General features: G+C 37.8%; 16 protein-coding genes and 1 other annotated feature (1 of these 17 running past the window's edge). Of the genes, 11 read left to right on the top strand and 5 right to left on the bottom strand.

All coding sequences use genetic code 11. From position 1 onward, the window contains the following. Positions 1-215: 215 nt before the first annotated feature. The 5 genes from PCY10_RS00650 to PCY10_RS00670 all read left to right on the top strand — a co-directional run bounded on the left by PCY10_RS00650 (position 216) and on the right by PCY10_RS00670 (position 5,226). Positions 216-1,049, top strand: coding sequence for a PRD domain-containing protein (locus PCY10_RS00650; RefSeq protein WP_003076334.1), 834 nt, complete (start codon positions 216-218; stop codon positions 1,047-1,049). A gap of 36 nt (positions 1,050-1,085) precedes the next feature. Next, on the top strand, positions 1,086-1,406 hold the full coding sequence (locus tag PCY10_RS00655) for a PTS lactose/cellobiose transporter subunit IIA (RefSeq protein WP_006268561.1): 321 nt from the start codon (positions 1,086-1,088) through the stop codon (positions 1,404-1,406). Continuing rightward, positions 1,403-3,106 (top strand): lactose-specific PTS transporter subunit EIIC, encoded by a 1,704-nt coding sequence (locus PCY10_RS00660; protein ID WP_003072071.1) that lies wholly within the window; start codon positions 1,403-1,405, stop codon positions 3,104-3,106. Before PCY10_RS00655 ends, PCY10_RS00660 begins: the two co-directional genes overlap by 4 nt. Before the next feature lies 1 nt (position 3,107). After that, the gene (gene lacG, locus PCY10_RS00665; protein WP_301558738.1) at positions 3,108-4,514 is read left to right on the top strand and encodes a 6-phospho-beta-galactosidase; all 1,407 of its coding nucleotides are present in this window, start codon (positions 3,108-3,110) and stop codon (positions 4,512-4,514) included. Positions 4,515-4,692: 178 nt separating this feature from the next. Beyond that, entirely contained in the window at positions 4,693-5,226 is a 534-nt protein-coding gene (locus PCY10_RS00670; protein ID WP_021002514.1) for an isoprenylcysteine carboxyl methyltransferase family protein, read from the top strand. A gap of 339 nt (positions 5,227-5,565) precedes the next feature. Here PCY10_RS00670 and PCY10_RS00675 read toward each other — a convergent pair whose 3' ends face one another. From PCY10_RS00675 to PCY10_RS00690, 4 genes are all read right to left on the bottom strand, one after another. After that, positions 5,566-5,829 (bottom strand): GIY-YIG nuclease family protein, encoded by a 264-nt coding sequence (locus tag PCY10_RS00675; RefSeq protein WP_041787376.1) that lies wholly within the window; start codon positions 5,827-5,829, stop codon positions 5,566-5,568. Then, the gene (locus PCY10_RS00680) at positions 5,819-6,565 is read right to left on the bottom strand and encodes a tRNA1(Val) (adenine(37)-N6)-methyltransferase (RefSeq protein WP_003072078.1); all 747 of its coding nucleotides are present in this window, start codon (positions 6,563-6,565) and stop codon (positions 5,819-5,821) included. The genes PCY10_RS00675 and PCY10_RS00680 overlap by 11 nt, the downstream gene beginning before the upstream one ends. Positions 6,566-6,798: 233 nt before the next feature. Next, positions 6,799-7,044 carry a type B 50S ribosomal protein L31 gene (locus tag PCY10_RS00685; protein ID WP_003076512.1) on the bottom strand — a complete coding sequence of 82 codons (246 nt, stop codon included), beginning with the start codon at positions 7,042-7,044 and terminating at the stop codon, positions 6,799-6,801. Between the two features lie 104 nt (positions 7,045-7,148). Next, positions 7,149-8,087 carry a bifunctional oligoribonuclease/PAP phosphatase NrnA gene (locus PCY10_RS00690; RefSeq protein ID WP_021002517.1) on the bottom strand — a complete coding sequence of 313 codons (939 nt, stop codon included), beginning with the start codon at positions 8,085-8,087 and terminating at the stop codon, positions 7,149-7,151. Positions 8,088-8,239: 152 nt separating this feature from the next. Here PCY10_RS00690 and PCY10_RS00695 point away from each other — a divergent pair, with 152 nt between their 5' ends. The 6 genes from PCY10_RS00695 (at position 8,240) to budA (ending at position 15,369) form a co-directional block, all read left to right on the top strand. Then, entirely contained in the window at positions 8,240-8,683 is a 444-nt protein-coding gene (locus PCY10_RS00695) for a flavodoxin (protein ID WP_021002518.1), read from the top strand. Between the two features lie 133 nt (positions 8,684-8,816). Then, positions 8,817-10,202: a Fe-S cluster assembly protein SufB gene (gene sufB / locus PCY10_RS00700; RefSeq protein WP_041787378.1), complete on the top strand. Its 1,386-nt coding sequence runs from the start codon at positions 8,817-8,819 to the stop codon at positions 10,200-10,202. Between the two features lie 262 nt (positions 10,203-10,464). Continuing rightward, positions 10,465-11,643 carry an AI-2E family transporter gene (locus PCY10_RS00705; RefSeq protein WP_096363024.1) on the top strand — a complete coding sequence of 393 codons (1,179 nt, stop codon included), beginning with the start codon at positions 10,465-10,467 and terminating at the stop codon, positions 11,641-11,643. Beyond that, on the top strand, positions 11,630-12,859 hold the full coding sequence (locus PCY10_RS00710; RefSeq protein ID WP_235046486.1) for a hypothetical protein: 1,230 nt from the start codon (positions 11,630-11,632) through the stop codon (positions 12,857-12,859). The genes PCY10_RS00705 and PCY10_RS00710 overlap by 14 nt, the downstream gene beginning before the upstream one ends. Positions 12,860-12,941: 82 nt before the next feature. Beyond that, positions 12,942-14,606 (top strand): acetolactate synthase AlsS, encoded by a 1,665-nt coding sequence (gene alsS, locus PCY10_RS00715; protein WP_021002522.1) that lies wholly within the window; start codon positions 12,942-12,944, stop codon positions 14,604-14,606. 43 nt (positions 14,607-14,649) lie between these two features. After that, positions 14,650-15,369, top strand: a complete 720-nt coding sequence (gene budA, locus PCY10_RS00720) for an acetolactate decarboxylase (protein WP_021002523.1) — start codon at positions 14,650-14,652, stop codon at positions 15,367-15,369. Between the two features lie 315 nt (positions 15,370-15,684). Here budA and fbp62 read toward each other — a convergent pair whose 3' ends face one another. Further along, positions 15,685-17,334: an Rqc2 family fibronectin-binding protein Fbp62 gene (fbp62, locus tag PCY10_RS00725; protein WP_021002524.1), complete on the bottom strand. Its 1,650-nt coding sequence runs from the start codon at positions 17,332-17,334 to the stop codon at positions 15,685-15,687. Between the two features lie 117 nt (positions 17,335-17,451). Beyond that, positions 17,452-17,545 (top strand) — a binding site (T-box leader); it runs 143 nt beyond the window's last position.

A 17,545-nucleotide genomic window follows, 5' to 3' on the forward strand; every position in this document is an offset into this window, starting at 1 on the left:
CAGTTTACTTCATAAAAAATGTTTTAAAAACAACACGTAAGGGTTTACAAAATAACTTATTTATGTTATAATAAATATACAATTAAATAGGGTGAGCGTTACTAAGCTTCATTAGGCGTAACCACAGATAAATGTGAAAAATTTATTCTAATTTTCCATTTGTTTGTGGTTACTTTTTATTTTATGAAAACTCAGTATACAGTAAGGAGGATAATATGTACCGAATCGTACATCCTATGAATAATAATGTTGCTTTAGCTAAAAATGAACATCATGAAGAAGTGATGCTGATTGGTAGCGGCATAGCATTTAATAAAAAGAAAGGGGATGTTGTTCTTGAAAGTAAGATCGAGAAAATCTTTCATTTGAGAACTGAGGAATCAAAAGAGAATTTTGTTGCACTTCTAAAAGATGTTCCTTTGGACTTTATCACAATTACTTATGATATCATTGAAAGTCTGTCTAAAAAGTACAATTATCCAGTACAAGAGTATATCTACATCACATTAGCAGATCATATTTATTGTGCCTATCAAGCTGTTATACAGGGAAACTATAAAGAAAGTGATTTACCAGATGCGTCTGATAAGTATCCGATTCCCTATCAGATTTCTAAAGAAGCGGTTGATATATATCGAGAACGAATCTTGGATAGTTTTCCGGATGATGAAATTAGTCGGATTGCCTTTCATTTTATCAATGCAGAAGGAACGACAAGCACAGTTGGACAACAGCATCTAGATCAGCGCAAAGAATTATTAATTTTGGTTGAAGCAGAATTGAGACGAAATGAAATTAGAAGAACAAAAGAGAATAGTAACTTTTATGATCGTTTCATGATTCATCTGAATTATTTCTTGGATTCTTTGAATAGAAGTCGGGATGATAATCGATCTTTGAGGGAAATGGAAACTCAAATCAGGCTTACCTATCCTAAGGCATATAAAATTGCGACAGGGATTTATGATATTATCTCTCGTGAGACAGGAGTTGATTTGTATCAAAGTGAGCGTGTATATTTAGTTTTACATATTCAAAGATTGCTATAACATAAATCTATTAAACATAGGAAAGGAAATATACGAATGAATAGGGAAGAAATAACATTACTTGGCTTTGAAATCGTAGCTTATGCAGGCGATGCTCGTTCAAAATTATTAGAAGCTTTAAATGCTGCTCAGAAGGGTGAATTTGAACAGGCAGAAAAGTTAGTAAAAGAAGCAGATATCTGCATTGCAGACGCGCATCGTGCACAGACTGATTTACTGACAAAAGAAGCGGCTGGAGAAGATTTGGCTTATAGTGTTACCATGATGCACGGACAAGATCATTTAATGACAACATTATTATTGAAAGACTTAATGAAGCATTTCATTGAACTATACAAAAAGGAGGCAACAAGATGAATACTTTAATTGCACAGATTGAAAAAGCAAAACCTTTATTTGAGAAGATTTCTCGAAATATCTATTTGCAAGCGATACGTGATGGTTTTATAGCCAGCATGCCAGCGGTTTTGTTTTCCAGTATTTTCTTACTGATTGCTGCTGTACCAAATATATTTGGTTTTAAATGGGCGCCTGCACATCTAGCACTCATTATGAAACCTTATAATTATACGATGGGATTTTTGGCAGTTTTAGTTGCAGGAACAACTGCTAAATCTTTAACGGATTCAGTCAATCGTAAATTGGAAAAGACCAATCAAATTAACTTTCTTTCAACGATGTTAGCTGCAGTCTGCGGTCTGTTGCTGTTGGCGGCAGATCCAATTAAGAATGGTATTGCAAATGGCCTTCTTGGGACTAGAGGTTTGCTGACTGCTTTTCTGGCTGCTTTTATCACAGTTAATATCTACAAGGTATGTATAAAAAATAATGTCACTATTCGTCTTCCGGAAGAAGTACCACCAAATATTGCACAGGTATTTAAAGATGTGATTCCATTTGCTTTATCTATTCTGTCTCTTTATGGACTTGATTTAATTGTTCGGCAAACATTGGGAACTAATGTTGCAGAATCTGTTGGTAAAATCTTAGCACCACTGTTTTCTGCTACAGATGGCTATATCGGCTTGGCGATTGTGTTTGGTGCCTATGCTTTCTTTTGGTTTGTTGGAATTCACGGGCCTTCAGTAGTTGAACCTTTGATAGTAGCAATCAGTTATGCAAATATTGAAGCAAATGTTAAGCTTGTACAAGCGGGTATGCATGCAGATAAAATTTTGAATCCAGTAACACAGACTTTTATAGTTACTATGGGTGGTACAGGTGCCACACTGGTTGTTCCGTTTATGTTCATGTGGTTATGTAAATCAAAACGCAACAAGGTGATTGGACGTGCGTCTGTTGTGCCAACGTTCTTTGGTGTAAATGAGCCAATCTTATTTGGGGCTCCAATCGTTTTGAACCCAATTTTCTTTATTCCATTTGTTTCTGCACCAATTATCAATGTTTGGATTATGAAGTTCTTTGTAGATGTTTTGCGGATGAACAGCTTCAGTATTATCCTACCTTGGACAACGCCAGCACCAATTGGTATTGTCATGGGAACAGCACTCGCACCGTTGTCATTTGTTTTAGCGATTACTCTCATTCTTGTCGATATTGCTATCTATTATCCATTTGTTAAAGTTTATGACAATCAAATTTTAGAAGAAGAACTCAATGACAAAGTTTCTGATGATTTAAAAGAAAAGGTTTCTGAAAAATTTGATACGAGAAAAGCAGATGCGATTTTGGAAAAGAGTTTTGACAAGCAAGCAAAATCTAATATTTCAAAACAAACCAATGTTCTCGTTTTATGTGCTGGTGGTGGAACGAGCGGTCTTTTAGCAAATGCCTTGACAAAAGCAGCGAAAGAATACAATGTCCCTGTGACAGCGGCGGCAGGAAGTTATGGTTCTCACCGCGATATTTTACCAGAATATCAATTAGTCATTCTTGCTCCTCAAGTTGCTTCTAATTATGAGGATATTAAAATTGAAACTGATAAATTAGGAATTAAACTTGCTAAGACAGAGGGTGGTCAGTACATTAAATTGACCCGTGATGGAAAAGGTGCATTAGCCTTTGTCCAAGAACAGTTTGAGCAAAAAGGAGAATAGCATGACGAAAACATTGCCTAGAGATTTTATATTTGGTGGTGCTACGGCTGCTTATCAGGCAGAAGGTGCAACACACACCGATGGGAAAGGCCCAGTTGCGTGGGATAAGTATCTAGAAGACAACTACTGGTATACAGCAGAACCTGCCAGTGACTTTTATCATAAATATCCTGTTGATTTAAAGTTGGCGGAAGAGTTCGGTGTAAATGGGATTCGTATTTCAATTGCTTGGTCTCGTATTTTTCCAGCGGGGTATGGTGAAGTCAATCCAAAAGGTGTTGAATTTTATCACCGGTTGTTTGCGGAGTGCCATAAACGACATGTTGAACCATTTGTTACCTTGCACCATTTTGATACACCAGAGGCGCTTCATGCAAATGGTGATTTCCTCAACCGTGACAATATCAAATATTTTGTAGATTATGCAGCATTTTGCTTTGAAGAATTTTCTGAAGTTAATTTCTGGACAACTTTCAATGAAATTGGTCCGATTGGAGAAGGACAATACATGGTAGGGAAATTTCCTCCAGGCATCACCTATGATTTTGCTAAAGTTTTCCAATCTCATCACAATATGATGGTGGCGCATGCTCAGGCAATCAAGATATATAAAGAGAAACAGTATAAGGGAGAAATTGGTATTGTACATGCCTTGCCAACAAAATATCCTTATAATCCTGAAAATCCTGGCGATGTACGAGCAGCAGAATTGGAAGACATCATTCATAACAAATTTATTTTGGATGCCACTTATCTTGGTCACTATTCAGCAAAAACAATTGAAGGTGTCAATCATATTCTTGCTGTCAATGGTGGAGAACTGGATTTGCGTGATGAAGATTTTACTGCTCTTGAAGCAGCTAAGGATTTGAATGATTTTCTGGGAATTAACTATTATATGAGCGATTGGATGCGTGAATTTGATGGAGAAACTGAAATTAGTCATAATTCTAAAGGAGATAAAGGTGGCTCAAAATATCAGTTAAAAGGTGTTGGTCGTCGTGAATTTGACGTAGATGTTCCTCGTACAGATTGGGATTGGATGATTTATCCACAAGGTTTATATGACCAAATTATGCGAATTAAGCGAGATTATCCAAATTATAAGAAAATTTACATCACAGAAAATGGTTTAGGCTATAAAGATGAGTTTGTAGATAATACGGTTTATGATGATGCCCGGATTGACTATGTTAAAAAACATTTGGAAGTTTTAGCTGATGCTATTGCGGACGGCGCCAATGTCAAAGGCTACTTCTTATGGTCGCTGATGGATGTATTTTCTTGGTCAAATGGCTATGAGAAACGTTATGGTCTCTTCTATGTTGACTTTGAAACACAGGAGCGCTACCCTAAAAAGAGTGCTTACTGGTATAAAGAACTATCGCAAACGCGAGAAATTCGTTAATGAAGTTGAATGGCAGTGTTGATACTTATCAGTCAAACTGCCATTTCTTATTGTCGCATATTACTTTATATATTTTTTGTAACAATTTCCTACGGTCCGTGTGATATTTTTGGAATCTATTGACTTGAAAAAATTCCTCTTTATATAATGGAATAGAACATTTTTATAAGGAGGTCATATGACTTTATCAGGACTCATTGTTTTTGTGGTATTTATATTTCGGTTGGTATTTTTGAAACGATCTATTAAAAACGAAAAGGCGATTCTGGCAAATGGTGGCCGCGAATATGGCGTTCAAAATACCAAATATATCACCATCCTTCATATTTTATTTTACCTTTCTTGCTTTGTAGAAGCCACAATACGTCAAGTTCATTTTGATACGCTCGGTGTTATGGGGCTAGGGCTCTTAATATTTGCGATGTTTATGCTCTATGTTGTGACAAAACTTTTAGGGGAAATTTGGACTGTAAAGCTGATGTTGGTTAAGAATCATCAATTTGTTGACCATTGGCTTTTCCGTTATGTCAAACATCCAAATTACTTCTTGAATATCATTCCGGAGTTGATTGGTTTAGCACTTCTTTGCCACGCACTCCTTTCATTTTGCATTTTGTTTCCGTTCTATATTATTGTTCTATACAATCGTATCAAGGAAGAAGAACAGCTCCTTCGAGAAGTCATTATTCCAAATGGAATTGTTGAAAAATAATATTGGAATAACTGCTATTGTTTAAATAGCTGGAAATATAAATGATTCAACCTACAAATAGATAGTATAAAAAGAGGCGAGGCTAGGACGAAAGTCTTTAGTTTAAAAGTGTGCAGTTTAATAAAGTAAAGAAGCTCTCTCCAATTGCTCAAAGCATAGCTTTGAGCAATTGGAGAGAGCTTCTTTAAATTTCAAGGTTATCGCTTTTCAGGTTCGGAAGAATACTTTTGATGAAAACCTCGTTTCCTTTATTGGGCACTTCAACAGCCTATCAGACTGTCGAATAAGCTTGTAGGAGTGAGACTATGAACTCAAAAATTTTCTATCTTGAGCATAATCTCACCCCTTTTTCTTATGCTCGTTGATATAGGCTAATTTTTGTTGGCGTGTTTTCCTTTTAAAGAGTGCCTCAGCTGACATGGCGGAGGATTTATTGGAGAATTCCTCTTGGTATAAAAGAGTAACAGGTAATCGTGCACGTGTATATTTGGCGCCTTTCCCAGCATTGTGTGCGGCCACTCGTTTTTGGACATCGGTCGTGTAACCTGTATAGAGAGAACCATCAGCACATTTTAGGACGTACATATAGGCTTTATTTTCCATAGTAGATCTCATGAATTTCGGGAGTGTAGCTGCCATCTTGGTTGTGAATGAACAGTGGTGGTAAGATTTTGAGTCCATCACGGGAGCCATCTTTGATAGCTTCAATAAGGAGCATATTGGCTTCTCGATTTGCCTTGGGATAAACAAACCGAATGCGCTTTGGTGCTAAATTATGGGCTGTCATAGTATCCATAATGTCAAGAAATCGTTCAGGACGGTGCACCATTGCCAAACGCCCATTAGATTTCAAAACTCGCTGAGAAATTTTGCAGATTTCTTCAAGATTTGTCGCAATTTCATGCCGTGCAAGCAGATAATGTCGACTTGCGTTGAGGTTGGAATGCTCATCTACTTTAAAATAAGGTGGATTACAGAGAATCATGTCTACTTGGTTACCACTAATGTATTTGGTAAGATATTTCAAATCATCTTGAATCACCTGCATTTGACTAGTCAAGTTATTTAGCTCAATGGAGCGCTGAGCCATATCTGCCAATCGTTCTTGAAGTTCTACAGCAATGATTTGAGCTTGTGTGCGCGTGCTTGCAAAAAGGCCGACAGCACCATTGCCGGCACATAGGTCAATAATCAATCCACTCTTAGGTAATTTTGGAAAACGTGAGAGGAGCACGCTATCCACTGAGTAGCTGAAAACCTCTCGGTTTTGGATAATTTTGACGTCAGTGGAAAAGAGCTGATTGACCCGCTCCCCGTCTTTTAAAAAAATTTCTGCCATACAGTCTTATTATATCATGTTTTATAAAGGATGCAGCAATAAAAATAGGTGGTAAGGAAAAAGTGGAAACAACAAATTTGAAAAAGTCATTGCAAAATTTGTAGATTACCTGGATAGTGCAAAAGATTAGTTTTCCAAGATGGTACCCAAAACGGTACTAAAAGTAAAAAAGCCAATTCCAATTTCTTGGAAAAGGCTTTGTATCAACGCTTTTAAGCAAGCAATGCGGTTGATTATTTGAGACCGTATTTTTTGTTGAAACGATCCACACGTCCGTCTGCTTGAGTGAATTTTTGGCGTCCAGTATAGAATGGATGTGAATCTGATGAAATTTCCACACGGATTAGTGGATAGGTATTTCCATCTTCCCATTCAACAGTTTCGCTAGAATGCTTAGTAGAACCACTAAGGAATTTGTAGCCAGTTGAAGTATCCATAAAGACAACAGGACGGTATTCAGGATGAATATCTTTTCTCATTTTAAAAAATTTCCTTTCTGCCATGGTCTCTCTGCGAGCCATAGATTCATTACTTTGATAGTTTACCAAATTCTACCGATTTTGACAAGTCTTTTCTCTCAATTTTAATGTCTTTTTGCCAATTCTTTTAATTCTTGGTAAATTTTTTCGATTTCTTCTGTAGAGTAAGCATTGGCACCACTAGCAAGTGGATGACCGCCTCCATCATGTTTTTTAGCCACTTCATTGATAGGGATAAATTTACTCCGTAGACGAACTCGGTAATTGCCATTTTCTTGTTCAACAAAAATTCCCCAAAGTTCAACACTGTCAATCCGCCCTGGAGCTGAAACGATAGCAGAAGTATCAGCATCTGTTAACTGATTGGATTTGAGAAGTTCTTGAGTTAAAATAACACGAGCTGCACCATTTTCATCGACTTCTAAATGATCGTAAACGTAGCCTTGAAGTTTAGCGATTTGATAGCTGAAAGAGTCCATTTTCCGCGCTAAAGCAGCAAAGTCAAAAGGATATTCGCGAAGTTTGCTGGCGATAGCCATAGTTCGGGCGGTTGTGGCAGGATATAGGAAACGACCAGTATCACCAACGATTCCAGCATAAAGTAACTTAGCAGAATAATCATCTAATTTCAGATGATTTTTTAATGCAAAGAGAGCAATTAACTCACTAGCGCTACTTGAGCTAGTATCTACCCAAGCAATGTCTCCATAAATATCATCGTTTGGATGATGATCGATTTTGATGAGAAAATCTCCTTTGCTGTAGCGTTCATCATCAATTCGTGCAGTATTTGCTGTATCGCAAACAATCACTAAAGCATTTTTGTAATCATCATCTGAAATCTCATCCATGGTAGCCAGCCAAGCAAGACTAGGTTCAGTCGTTCCTGCTACTTTAATCTGTTTCTCAGGAAAATTTACTTGAAGTAATTTCTTTAAACCGACTTGGCTACCCAAGGCATCAGGATCAGGTCGCATGTGACGATGGATAATGATCGTATCATATTCTTTGATTTTATGTAAAATTTGCTTAAAAATTTCCATGTTATAACCTCCAATCTACCTTTTATTCATTGTATCATAAGATAACTATTTTAAAAAGAAAAAGTGGAAAGTGACAGGCCTTGGAGAGGTTTGAAGTGCAACTATTTGTTCAATGTGTTATAATAAGCTGATAGAACTTTTTGGAGGAAATTATGGCTTTAGCAAAAATTGTATTTGCTAGTATGACAGGAAATACAGAAGAAATCGCAGATATTGTAGCTGATAAATTGAAAGAACTTGGTTTAGAAGTAGATATTGATGAATGCACAATGGTGGATGCAGAGGAATTTCTGGAAGCAGATATCGCAATTGTTGCTTCTTATACATATGGAGACGGTGAATTACCTGATGAGATTATTGACTTTTATGAAGATCTGGCAAGTCTTGATTTGACTGGAAAGGTTTATGGTGTTGTCGGGTCAGGTGACACATTCTATGATGAGTTTTGTAAAGCAGTAGATGACTTTGATCGTGCTTTTGCAGCGACAGGTGCTGAAAAAGGTGCTGAAAATGTCAAAGTTGATTTATCAGCAGAAGAGGAAGACGTTGAAAATTTGGAGAAATTTGCTGAAGAGTTAGCTGCTCAGGTGAGGTAATCATGTAAGAAGGCTAGGGAATTTCCTAGTCTTTTTTTAGCTTAATTTATCAGATTTTAGGCATATGTTCTGACATTTTTAATATAGAATAGTATAATGGGAAAAGATGATTTGTAACAATGGGAGGAATAAGATGAAGAAAGAACGAGATTATGCTTTTGGATTTCATGATGATGTGAAACCGTTGTTCTCGACTGGTAAAGGTCTGACAGAAGAGGTTGTTCGTGAAATTTCTGAAATTAAAAATGAACCGCAATGGATGCTGGATTATCGTTTGCGTTCTTTAGAATTATTCCATAAATTGCCTATGCCTAATTTTGGTCCGGATTTATCCGACATACGATTTGATGACATTATCTATTATCAAAAATTAAGTGGAGAACGAGCTAGAAGTTGGGATGAAGTACCAGATGAAATCAAGAAAACCTTTGATCGTTTAGGCATTCCTGAAGCAGAGCGTCAATTTTTATCAGGAACTGTTGCTCAGTATGAATCTGAAGTAGTCTATCACAATATGAAAGAAGAATTTGCCAAGCAAGGGATTATTTTTACAGACACAGACACGGCGGTGCAAGAATATCCTGACTTAGTGAAAAAGTATTTTGGAACAGTAATTTCTAATGCAGAGCATAAGTTTTCTGCTTTGAATAGTGCTGTTTGGTCCGGTGGGACATTTATTTATGTACCTAAGAACGTTCAATGTCAGGTACCGGTTCAGACCTATTTCCGTATCAATGGAGAGAATGCTGGTCAGTTTGAACGTTCCCTCATTATCGTAGATGAGGGGGCCTCTATTCAATACATAGAAGGCTGTACAGCGCCGACTTATACAACCAATAGTCTTCATGCTGCAAATGTGGAAATTATTGTCAAAAAAGATGCCTTTTTCCGTTATACAACGATTCAAAATTGGTCAGACAATGTTTATAATTTGGTGACAGAGCGAGGAACGGTTGAAGAAGGTGGGACTTTGGAATGGATTGATGGCAATCTGGGCAGTAAGGTCAATATGAAATATCCATGCAGCATTCTCAATGGACGCAATGCAAGGACTTCGGTTCTTTCCATGTCCTTTGCTAATTATGGTCAGCACTTGGATGCAGGTTGTAAAGTTTATCATAATGCACCAAAGACTTCTAGCACCTTGATTTCCAAGTCTGTTGCAAAAGATGGAGGTAAAACGGATTACCGGGGGCAAGTCCGTTTTGGAAAGAATAGTGCGGGTTCTAAGTCTCACATTGAGTGCGATACTATTCTTATGGATGGTGAATCTAGTTCAGATACTATTCCATTCAATGAAATTCACAATTCAAATGTTACACTTGAACATGAAGCTAAGGTTTCAAAGGTTTCAGAAGACCAACTTTATTACCTCAGGAGTCGTGGTATTAGTGAGGAAGAAGCCACTGCCATGATTATCAATGGCTTTATGGAGCCTATTACTAAAGAACTCCCGATGGAGTACGCAGTTGAACTCAATCAGCTTATCAACATGAGTATGGAAGGATCTGTAGGATAGAAGTAAAAACAGTCGGTAAGACTGTTATTTTTGTCCCTGATTAAAAGAAGAGAACACAAAAGCACCGAATCGGTGCTCCCTTTTTCAAGTTGAGTACGGACTGGATTAAAAATCACTGCCTTATTTTAACTTGCTGTGTTGTTTTGAATGGTTCTAAAATATATATGTGATTTTTTTAATTATTCACAAAGTATTACTCTTTCTTTAAGAATTTTTTAGTGAAAAATGCTACAATTAGATAAATAAAGAAAGGGTTGTCTGTATGGAACATAAAAAGAAGGATTTTAGCCTATCGTGGTTTTTTCGATGGTTTTTGGATAACAAAGCAATCACCGGTTTTTTGGTGACTTTATTATTGGGATTGAATATTTTTGTATTAAGTAAAATTAGTTTTATTTTCCTTCCTGTCTTAGAATTTATCGGAGTTATTATGCTGCCAGTTATTCTAGCGGGTCTTTTGTATTATTTATTAAATCCAATTGTTGATTTTATGGAAAAGCATAGAATCAACCGCTTAGTCGCGATTACGATTGTTTTTATTTTGATTGCATTACTTTTAATTTGGGGATTAGCTGTGGCTATTCCGAGTCTGCAGCATCAGATAGTTAGCTTTGCAAAAAATTTGCCAGCTAATTTGAAAAAATCGAATAAAATTATTCAGGATTTTTTAGAAAATCGGATTTCTGATGATGTCAAGCCCCAATTGGAAGAGATTGCAAATAATTTTTCAAATCAAGTGACAACTTGGGCAAGTCATTTTTCATCGAAAGCAGTGAATTGGGTTAGTACATTGATTAGTACGGCTTCGCAGGTGATTGTAGCGATTATTATCATGCCCTTTATCCTTTTTTATCTTTTACGAGATGGAAAAAATTTGAAATCTTATTTGACAAAATTCATGCCAACAAAGTTTCGTGACCCTGTTGGTCAAATTTTGACAGACGTCAATACACAGCTTGCTAATTATGTTCGTGGTCAGGTGACTGTTGCTATCATTGTAGCGATTATGTTTATCATTTTCTTTAAGATAATAGGCCTTCGTTATGCAGTTACGCTTGGAGTAACTGCAGGGATTTTAAATTTGGTTCCCTACTTAGGAAGTTTTCTCGCGATGTTACCGGCTCTTGTCTTAGGTTTGATTGCTGGGCCAATTATGCTATTGAAAGTTATTGTTGTCTTTATTGTAGAGCAAACGATTGAAGGGCGGTTTGTATCACCATTGATTTTGGGTAGTCAATTGAATATCCATCCGATTAATGTCCTTTTTGTCCTTTTGACAGCTGGTTCTATGTTTGGTATTTGGGGTGTTTTACTGGGAATTCCAATTTATGCTTCTGCAAAAGTTGTGATTACTGCTATTTTTAAATGGTATAAAAAAGTTAGCGGTTTGTACGAAGAAGAATTAGTAGATGAAACAGGAGAGAGAATTGAACAACAGTGAAAAAATGGTCGCTTCTCTACAAAAGCAGGATTTGGCGCATGCTAATAAATATTTTGAGAGAGCCCTAACAAATGATACAGAAGAAGAATTACTTGAATTGGCCGATTACTTAGAAAGTATCGGCTTTTTCCCTCAAGCTAAGCAAATTTATGAAAACTTAGCTCCCCACTATCCAGAATCCTATATTAGTTTAGCACAGATTGCTAGTGAAGATGGGAAAGTGGAAGAGGCCTTTGCTTATCTAGAAGAAATTAAGTTTGATAGTGATTGGTACGTGACAGCTCTATTGGTCAAAGCCGATTTGTACCAAATGGAAGGGTTGCCGGACGTTGCAAGAGAAAAATTAGCCGAGGCAAAGCAATTGTCCGATGAACCCTTAGTAACTTTTGGTTTGGCTGAAATAGATTTTGAATTGGGAAATTTTAATCAAGCCATTAAAGAGTATGCTAGTTTAGACAATCGTATCATTTATGAGCAGACAGGTATTTCTACTTATCAGCGAATTGGCGTTTCCTATGCAAATCTTGGTAAATTTGAAGCAGCGGTTGAATTTCTTAAAAAAGCCTTAGAGATTGAATATGATGATATGGTGGCCTTTGAACTAGCAACTATTTTATATGATCAGAAAGAATATCAAAAAGCCAATCTGTACTTTAAGCAAATTGATACGATTTCGTCAGAATTTGAGGGCTATGAGTACGGTTATGCTTTGTCGCTTCATGCAGAACATCAGACAGAAGAAGCATTACGCCTCACGCAGCAGGGCTTATCGAAAAATCCGTTTGACACTCGTCTTTTGCTACTGGCTTCACAACTTTCTTATGAGCTACACGATGAGCAAAAGGCAGAAGAATATCTGCTGCAAGCGCAAGAAAATGCTGAAGACGAGGAAGAAATCGTACTACGTTTGACGAATCTTTATGTGCAGCAAGAGCGTTTTGATGAAGTTTTAGAATTTGAAAAGCGAGATGTAGACAATGTTCTGACGAGATGGAATATTGCGCGTGCCTATCAAGCGTTGGAACATACAAAAGCAGCTGTAGAGCGCTATCGTCTGTTGCTCTCAGACTTAAAGGAAAATCCAGAATTTTTAGAGCAATATATCTATCTACTTCGTGAAACCGGTGACTTTGAAGAAGCAAAATACCAAGCAGAGCATTATCTTCGCCTCGTTCCAGATGATGGTATCATGCAAGAATTGTATGCTAGTTTGTAAAAAGAGTAACAAGCACTATCCTATAAGGCTCATGAGAATTATGCTATAATGATGAGCGTGATATTTAGAAAGGATCAGGAAAATGGCTGAAAAATTTGGTGCGGATTTAATTGTGGATAGTTTAATCAATCACAAGGTGGATTATGTATTTGGGATTCCTGGCGCAAAGATTGACCGTGTGTTTGATACATTAGAAGACAAAGGACCACAGCTTATTGTTGCTCGTCATGAACAAAACGCAGCTTTTATGGCGCAAGGAATCGGACGGATTACTGGAGAACCGGGAGTGGTGATTGCAACGAGCGGACCAGGAGCTTCAAACTTAGCTACAGGCTTGGTAACAGCAACAGCAGAAGGTGATCCAGTGCTAGCTTTAGCCGGTCAGGTCAAACGAGCTGATCTTCTCAAACGTGCACATCAGTCCATGGATAATGCTGCACTGTTTAAGCCGATTACCAAGTATTCTGTCGAAGTGCAAGATGGCAATACTCTTTCAGAAATTATTGCTAATGCTTATCGTCATGCTAAGTCCGGAATGCCGGGTGCAAGTTTCATTTCCATTCCGCAGGATGTGGTGGACAGTCAAGTACGGGTAGAAGCAATCAAACCGCTGACGGATCCTCAACTGGGGTCTAGCTCAGTGGCAGATATCAACTATCTAGCGCAAGCAATTAAAAATGCTGTATTACCCGTTCTTCTCTTGGGGAATGGGGCTTCAAGTGCTAAAGTGACAGCTTCGATTCGTCAGTTGTTGGAGCAAGTACAGTTACCTGTTGTGGAAACTTTCCAAGGTGCAGGGATTGTGTCTCGTGAATTGGAAGAAGCAACTTTCTTTGGACGGGTAGGACTGTTTCGTAATCAGCCAGGTGACATGCTGCTGAAGAAATCTGACCTAGTAATTGCTATCGGTTATGACCCTATTGAATATGAAGCGCGCAACTGGAATGCGGAAATTTCTGCTCGTGTTATTGTTATTGATATAGAGCCAGCAGAAATTGATACTTACTTTCAACCGGAGCGTGAGTTGATTGGAGATATTGCCAATACTTTGGACTTATTGTTGCCAGCGATTAACGGTTATCAATTACCGGAAGGATCGAGAGAATATTTGCAAGTATTACATAATAAGATGGCTGGTGATGTGAAATTTGACCGTAGTCAAATTGAAAAAGGCCGTCTACACCCACTGGATATTGTGGAAGTCTTGCAGGAAAATACGACAGATGATATGACAGTTACAGTAGATGTGGGTACGCATTATATTTGGATGGCACGTTATTTCAAGAGCTATGAACCAAGGCATCTGCTCTTTTCAAATGGAATGCAAACGTTAGGAGTAGCATTGCCTTGGGCGATTTCGGCAGCCTTGGTTCGTCCCAATACAAAAATTATTTCTGTATCTGGAGATGGTGGCTTTCTCTTTTCGGCCCAAGAGCTAGAGACAGCAGTTCGTCTACAATTACCAATTGTGCATCTTATTTGGAATGACGGTCATTATAATATGGTAGAATTCCAAGAAGAAATGAAATATGGACGTTCATCTGGAGTAGACTTCGGAGCTGTTGATTTCGTCAAATATGCAGAGAGTTTTGGGGCAAAGGGATTTCGAGCAACATCTCCAGTGGAATTAACGCAGTTACTCAAAAAGGCCTTAATGGAGAAGGGGCCTGTTATCATTGATGTCCCGGTTGATTACAGAGATAGTAGCACGCTGGGAGAAACAATTCTGCCAGATGAGTTTTATTGATACTGGATGGAACGACTATAAGAAATAGTGATAAGGAGGAGAAATGGCAGAGTTTGTAACATTATTTCAGTATAATACTTTGGGAGCCTTCATGGCGGGGCTTTACAAGGGGACGATGACGATTGCAGAACTACTTCAACATGGTGACTTAGGAATTGGTACTTTAGACTCCATTGATGGAGAACTAATTGTGCTTGATGGAAAAGCTTATCAAGTTAAGGCGCTAGGAGAAAAAACTGAAGTGATAGAGGTTTCAATGGATATGATGATTCCGTATGCTGCAGTAGCTTTCCATCAAGTAGAAGTACATTTCCATCAAGAACTTGAATGGACTGATGAAGCGTTAAAGAAGCGCATGGAAGCTTATTATGCTGGGGAAAATCTTTTTCACTCTATCAAGATTCATGGGGAATTTAGGCATATGCATGTGCGCATGGCTCCAAAATCCTCTCCAGGGAAACGGTTCGCAGAAATCGCAGCTCATCAGCCAGAATATTATGCAGAACACATTTCTGGAACAATTGTTGGTTTTTGGACACCGGAGCTGTTTCATGGTGTCAGCGTAGCGGGTTACCACCTTCATTTTTTATCTGATGACCACCAATTTGGTGGGCATGTCATGGATTTTGTTATAAAAAATGGTGAGATTGAAATCGGAACAATCGCGACATTAGAGCAACGTTTCCCTGTTCAAGACCAAGATTTTCTATCGGCCAAGCTAAATGTGGCGGAGCTAAAGGAAGATATTGAGAAATCTGAATAAAATAGCAGTTAGATAAAAACTCAAATTCTACTCAAAATTTAAGAAAAATGATACTAAAAAGACTTAAAATCAATTCTTTATCCAAGATGATTTTGAGTCTTTTACTATTAGCGAATTTGTGTTTAGTCTCTTATCATGAAAATTCCTGCGTCATCTTGGTCAATGGGCTGAATCAAAACGGTGTATTTTATTGACTACGGTAACAATCTTCCTGAGATGCGACTGGCTGTATCTGAGTGTTAGGCGTCCTAGTAAACACCTATCCCGTCTGATGAACGAAGAATAGTCCGAAAAAGGTGTCAGTTAGTAGACACCTTACATCTTCATGGATTTAATTTTGACTTCATCAGGAGTAACGCGTAGGGTCTTTTGCCCTGTGTAGGTTACAAAACCAGGTTTACCACCTGTTGGCTTGTTAAGTTTTTTGACTTCAATCATATCCACCTGAACGAGATTGGACAATCTCGCCTTAGAAAAGTATGCCGCCAATTCCGCAGCATCTGTCTTGACATCATCACTTGGATGTAGGTTGCCCGTGATAACGACGTGACTGCCGGGAATATCCTTGGCATGAAACCAAAGTTCCTCTTTTTTAGCCATTTTAAAGGTCAGCTCATCATTTTGCAGATTGTTTCGTCCAACCAGAATAATTGTCTGTCCATCAGTAGACAAATATTTCTCAGGTTTCTTCCGTTTTTGGATTTTTTCACGCTGACGTCGACGAATAAAGCCTGTCTGAATCAATTCTTCTCGGATTTCTGTAATTTCTGTGAGATTAGCTTGCGACAAAGCTGTTTCTACGCTCTCCAAATATTGAATGGTTTCTTTAGTTTCTTCAATCAGTCCCGTTAAATGCTTGACTGCTTCTTTCAGCTTTTGGTATCTCTTAAAATAGCGCTGAGCATTTTGGTTAGGGGTCAAAGCTTTATCCAACACAATAGTAATTTTCTCGCTTGTGTAGTAATTGTCCAGTTCTACTTGGTCTTGATTGTTGGGAACTTGGTGCAAAAAAGTAGTGAGGAGTTCTCCCTTTTGTCGAAATTCTTCAGCATTTTCAGTCGCGACCAGTTCTTGCTCTTGTTTCGTTAATTTTTTACGATTTTTTTCTAATTCATTCTCCACTCGATGAATCAGTTCACTGGCTTGTTGATTAACGCGATCGCGTTCCGCCTTGTCTTGATAGAAAGCATCTAACAATTGTGATAAACTAGGAAATTCTTTCTGACTATCCGCAAAGAGAATGGGGGTAAATGACTTGCTAGTTAGGGTTGCCTGAGTGGAGTTAGCGAAGAAGGCGCGGAAGGTTTTTAACTTGTCATTTGTTAAGCGCTGGCTGAGTTCAGCTGCTGTATCGTGCCCCAATCCTTGAAATAAGTTTTGTAAAGAACGGGCCGACAAATCCTCTGTATGCAGAATTTCAAATAATTTTTCATCAGAAATGGTAAAGGGATTGCGCTTATCTGTTTGAGGTGGAGTGACATAGCTTGAACCAGGCAGAATCGTACGGTAACTATTTTGAGAAAAGCCGACATGTTTAATAGCTTCAATAATATTGCCGCTTGCCTTATCCATTAGGATGATATTGCTGTGCTTGCCCATGATTTCGATGATAAGAGTTGCTGCCACGTTATCTCCGATTTCATTTTTATTGGAGACAGAAATTTCTAAAATTCGGTCATTCTCGATTTGTGAAATGTTTTCAATTGTAGCTCCTTGTAGATATTTTCGCATAACCATGATAAATGTGGTAGGCACTGCTGGATTTTCAAAGGCGGTACGGGTTAGTTGAATGCGACTAAAAACAGGGTGAGCAGACAAGAGTAATTTATGAGTTTGTCGATTACTGCGAATTTGTAGCACTAATTCCTGATTAAATGGTTGATTGATTTTTTGAATGCGACCGTACAGTAACTGTTGCCGCAATTCATCTGTCATGTGATGTAAAAAAAATCCGTCAAAGGACATGGTGTTTCTCCTTGAATGATACTAAAGAAAATTATAACAAAAAATAGCAAGAAAAGGTTGAAAAATTATTATCAGAAAAGTTTGACAAAATACTTGACATTTATTTCAGAAACCTCTAAAATGATAACAAATTAGAAAAGTAATAAAATGTCTGTTGGCAGAGAACTTGTGGTTGGTGGAAACAAGTAGCAGGGTTTTATGAAATTGGGCT

Origin of the sequence: Streptococcus sp. SI1, assembly GCF_030439945.1 — a bacterium.
Taxonomy (GTDB): domain Bacteria; phylum Bacillota; class Bacilli; order Lactobacillales; family Streptococcaceae; genus Streptococcus; species Streptococcus intermedius.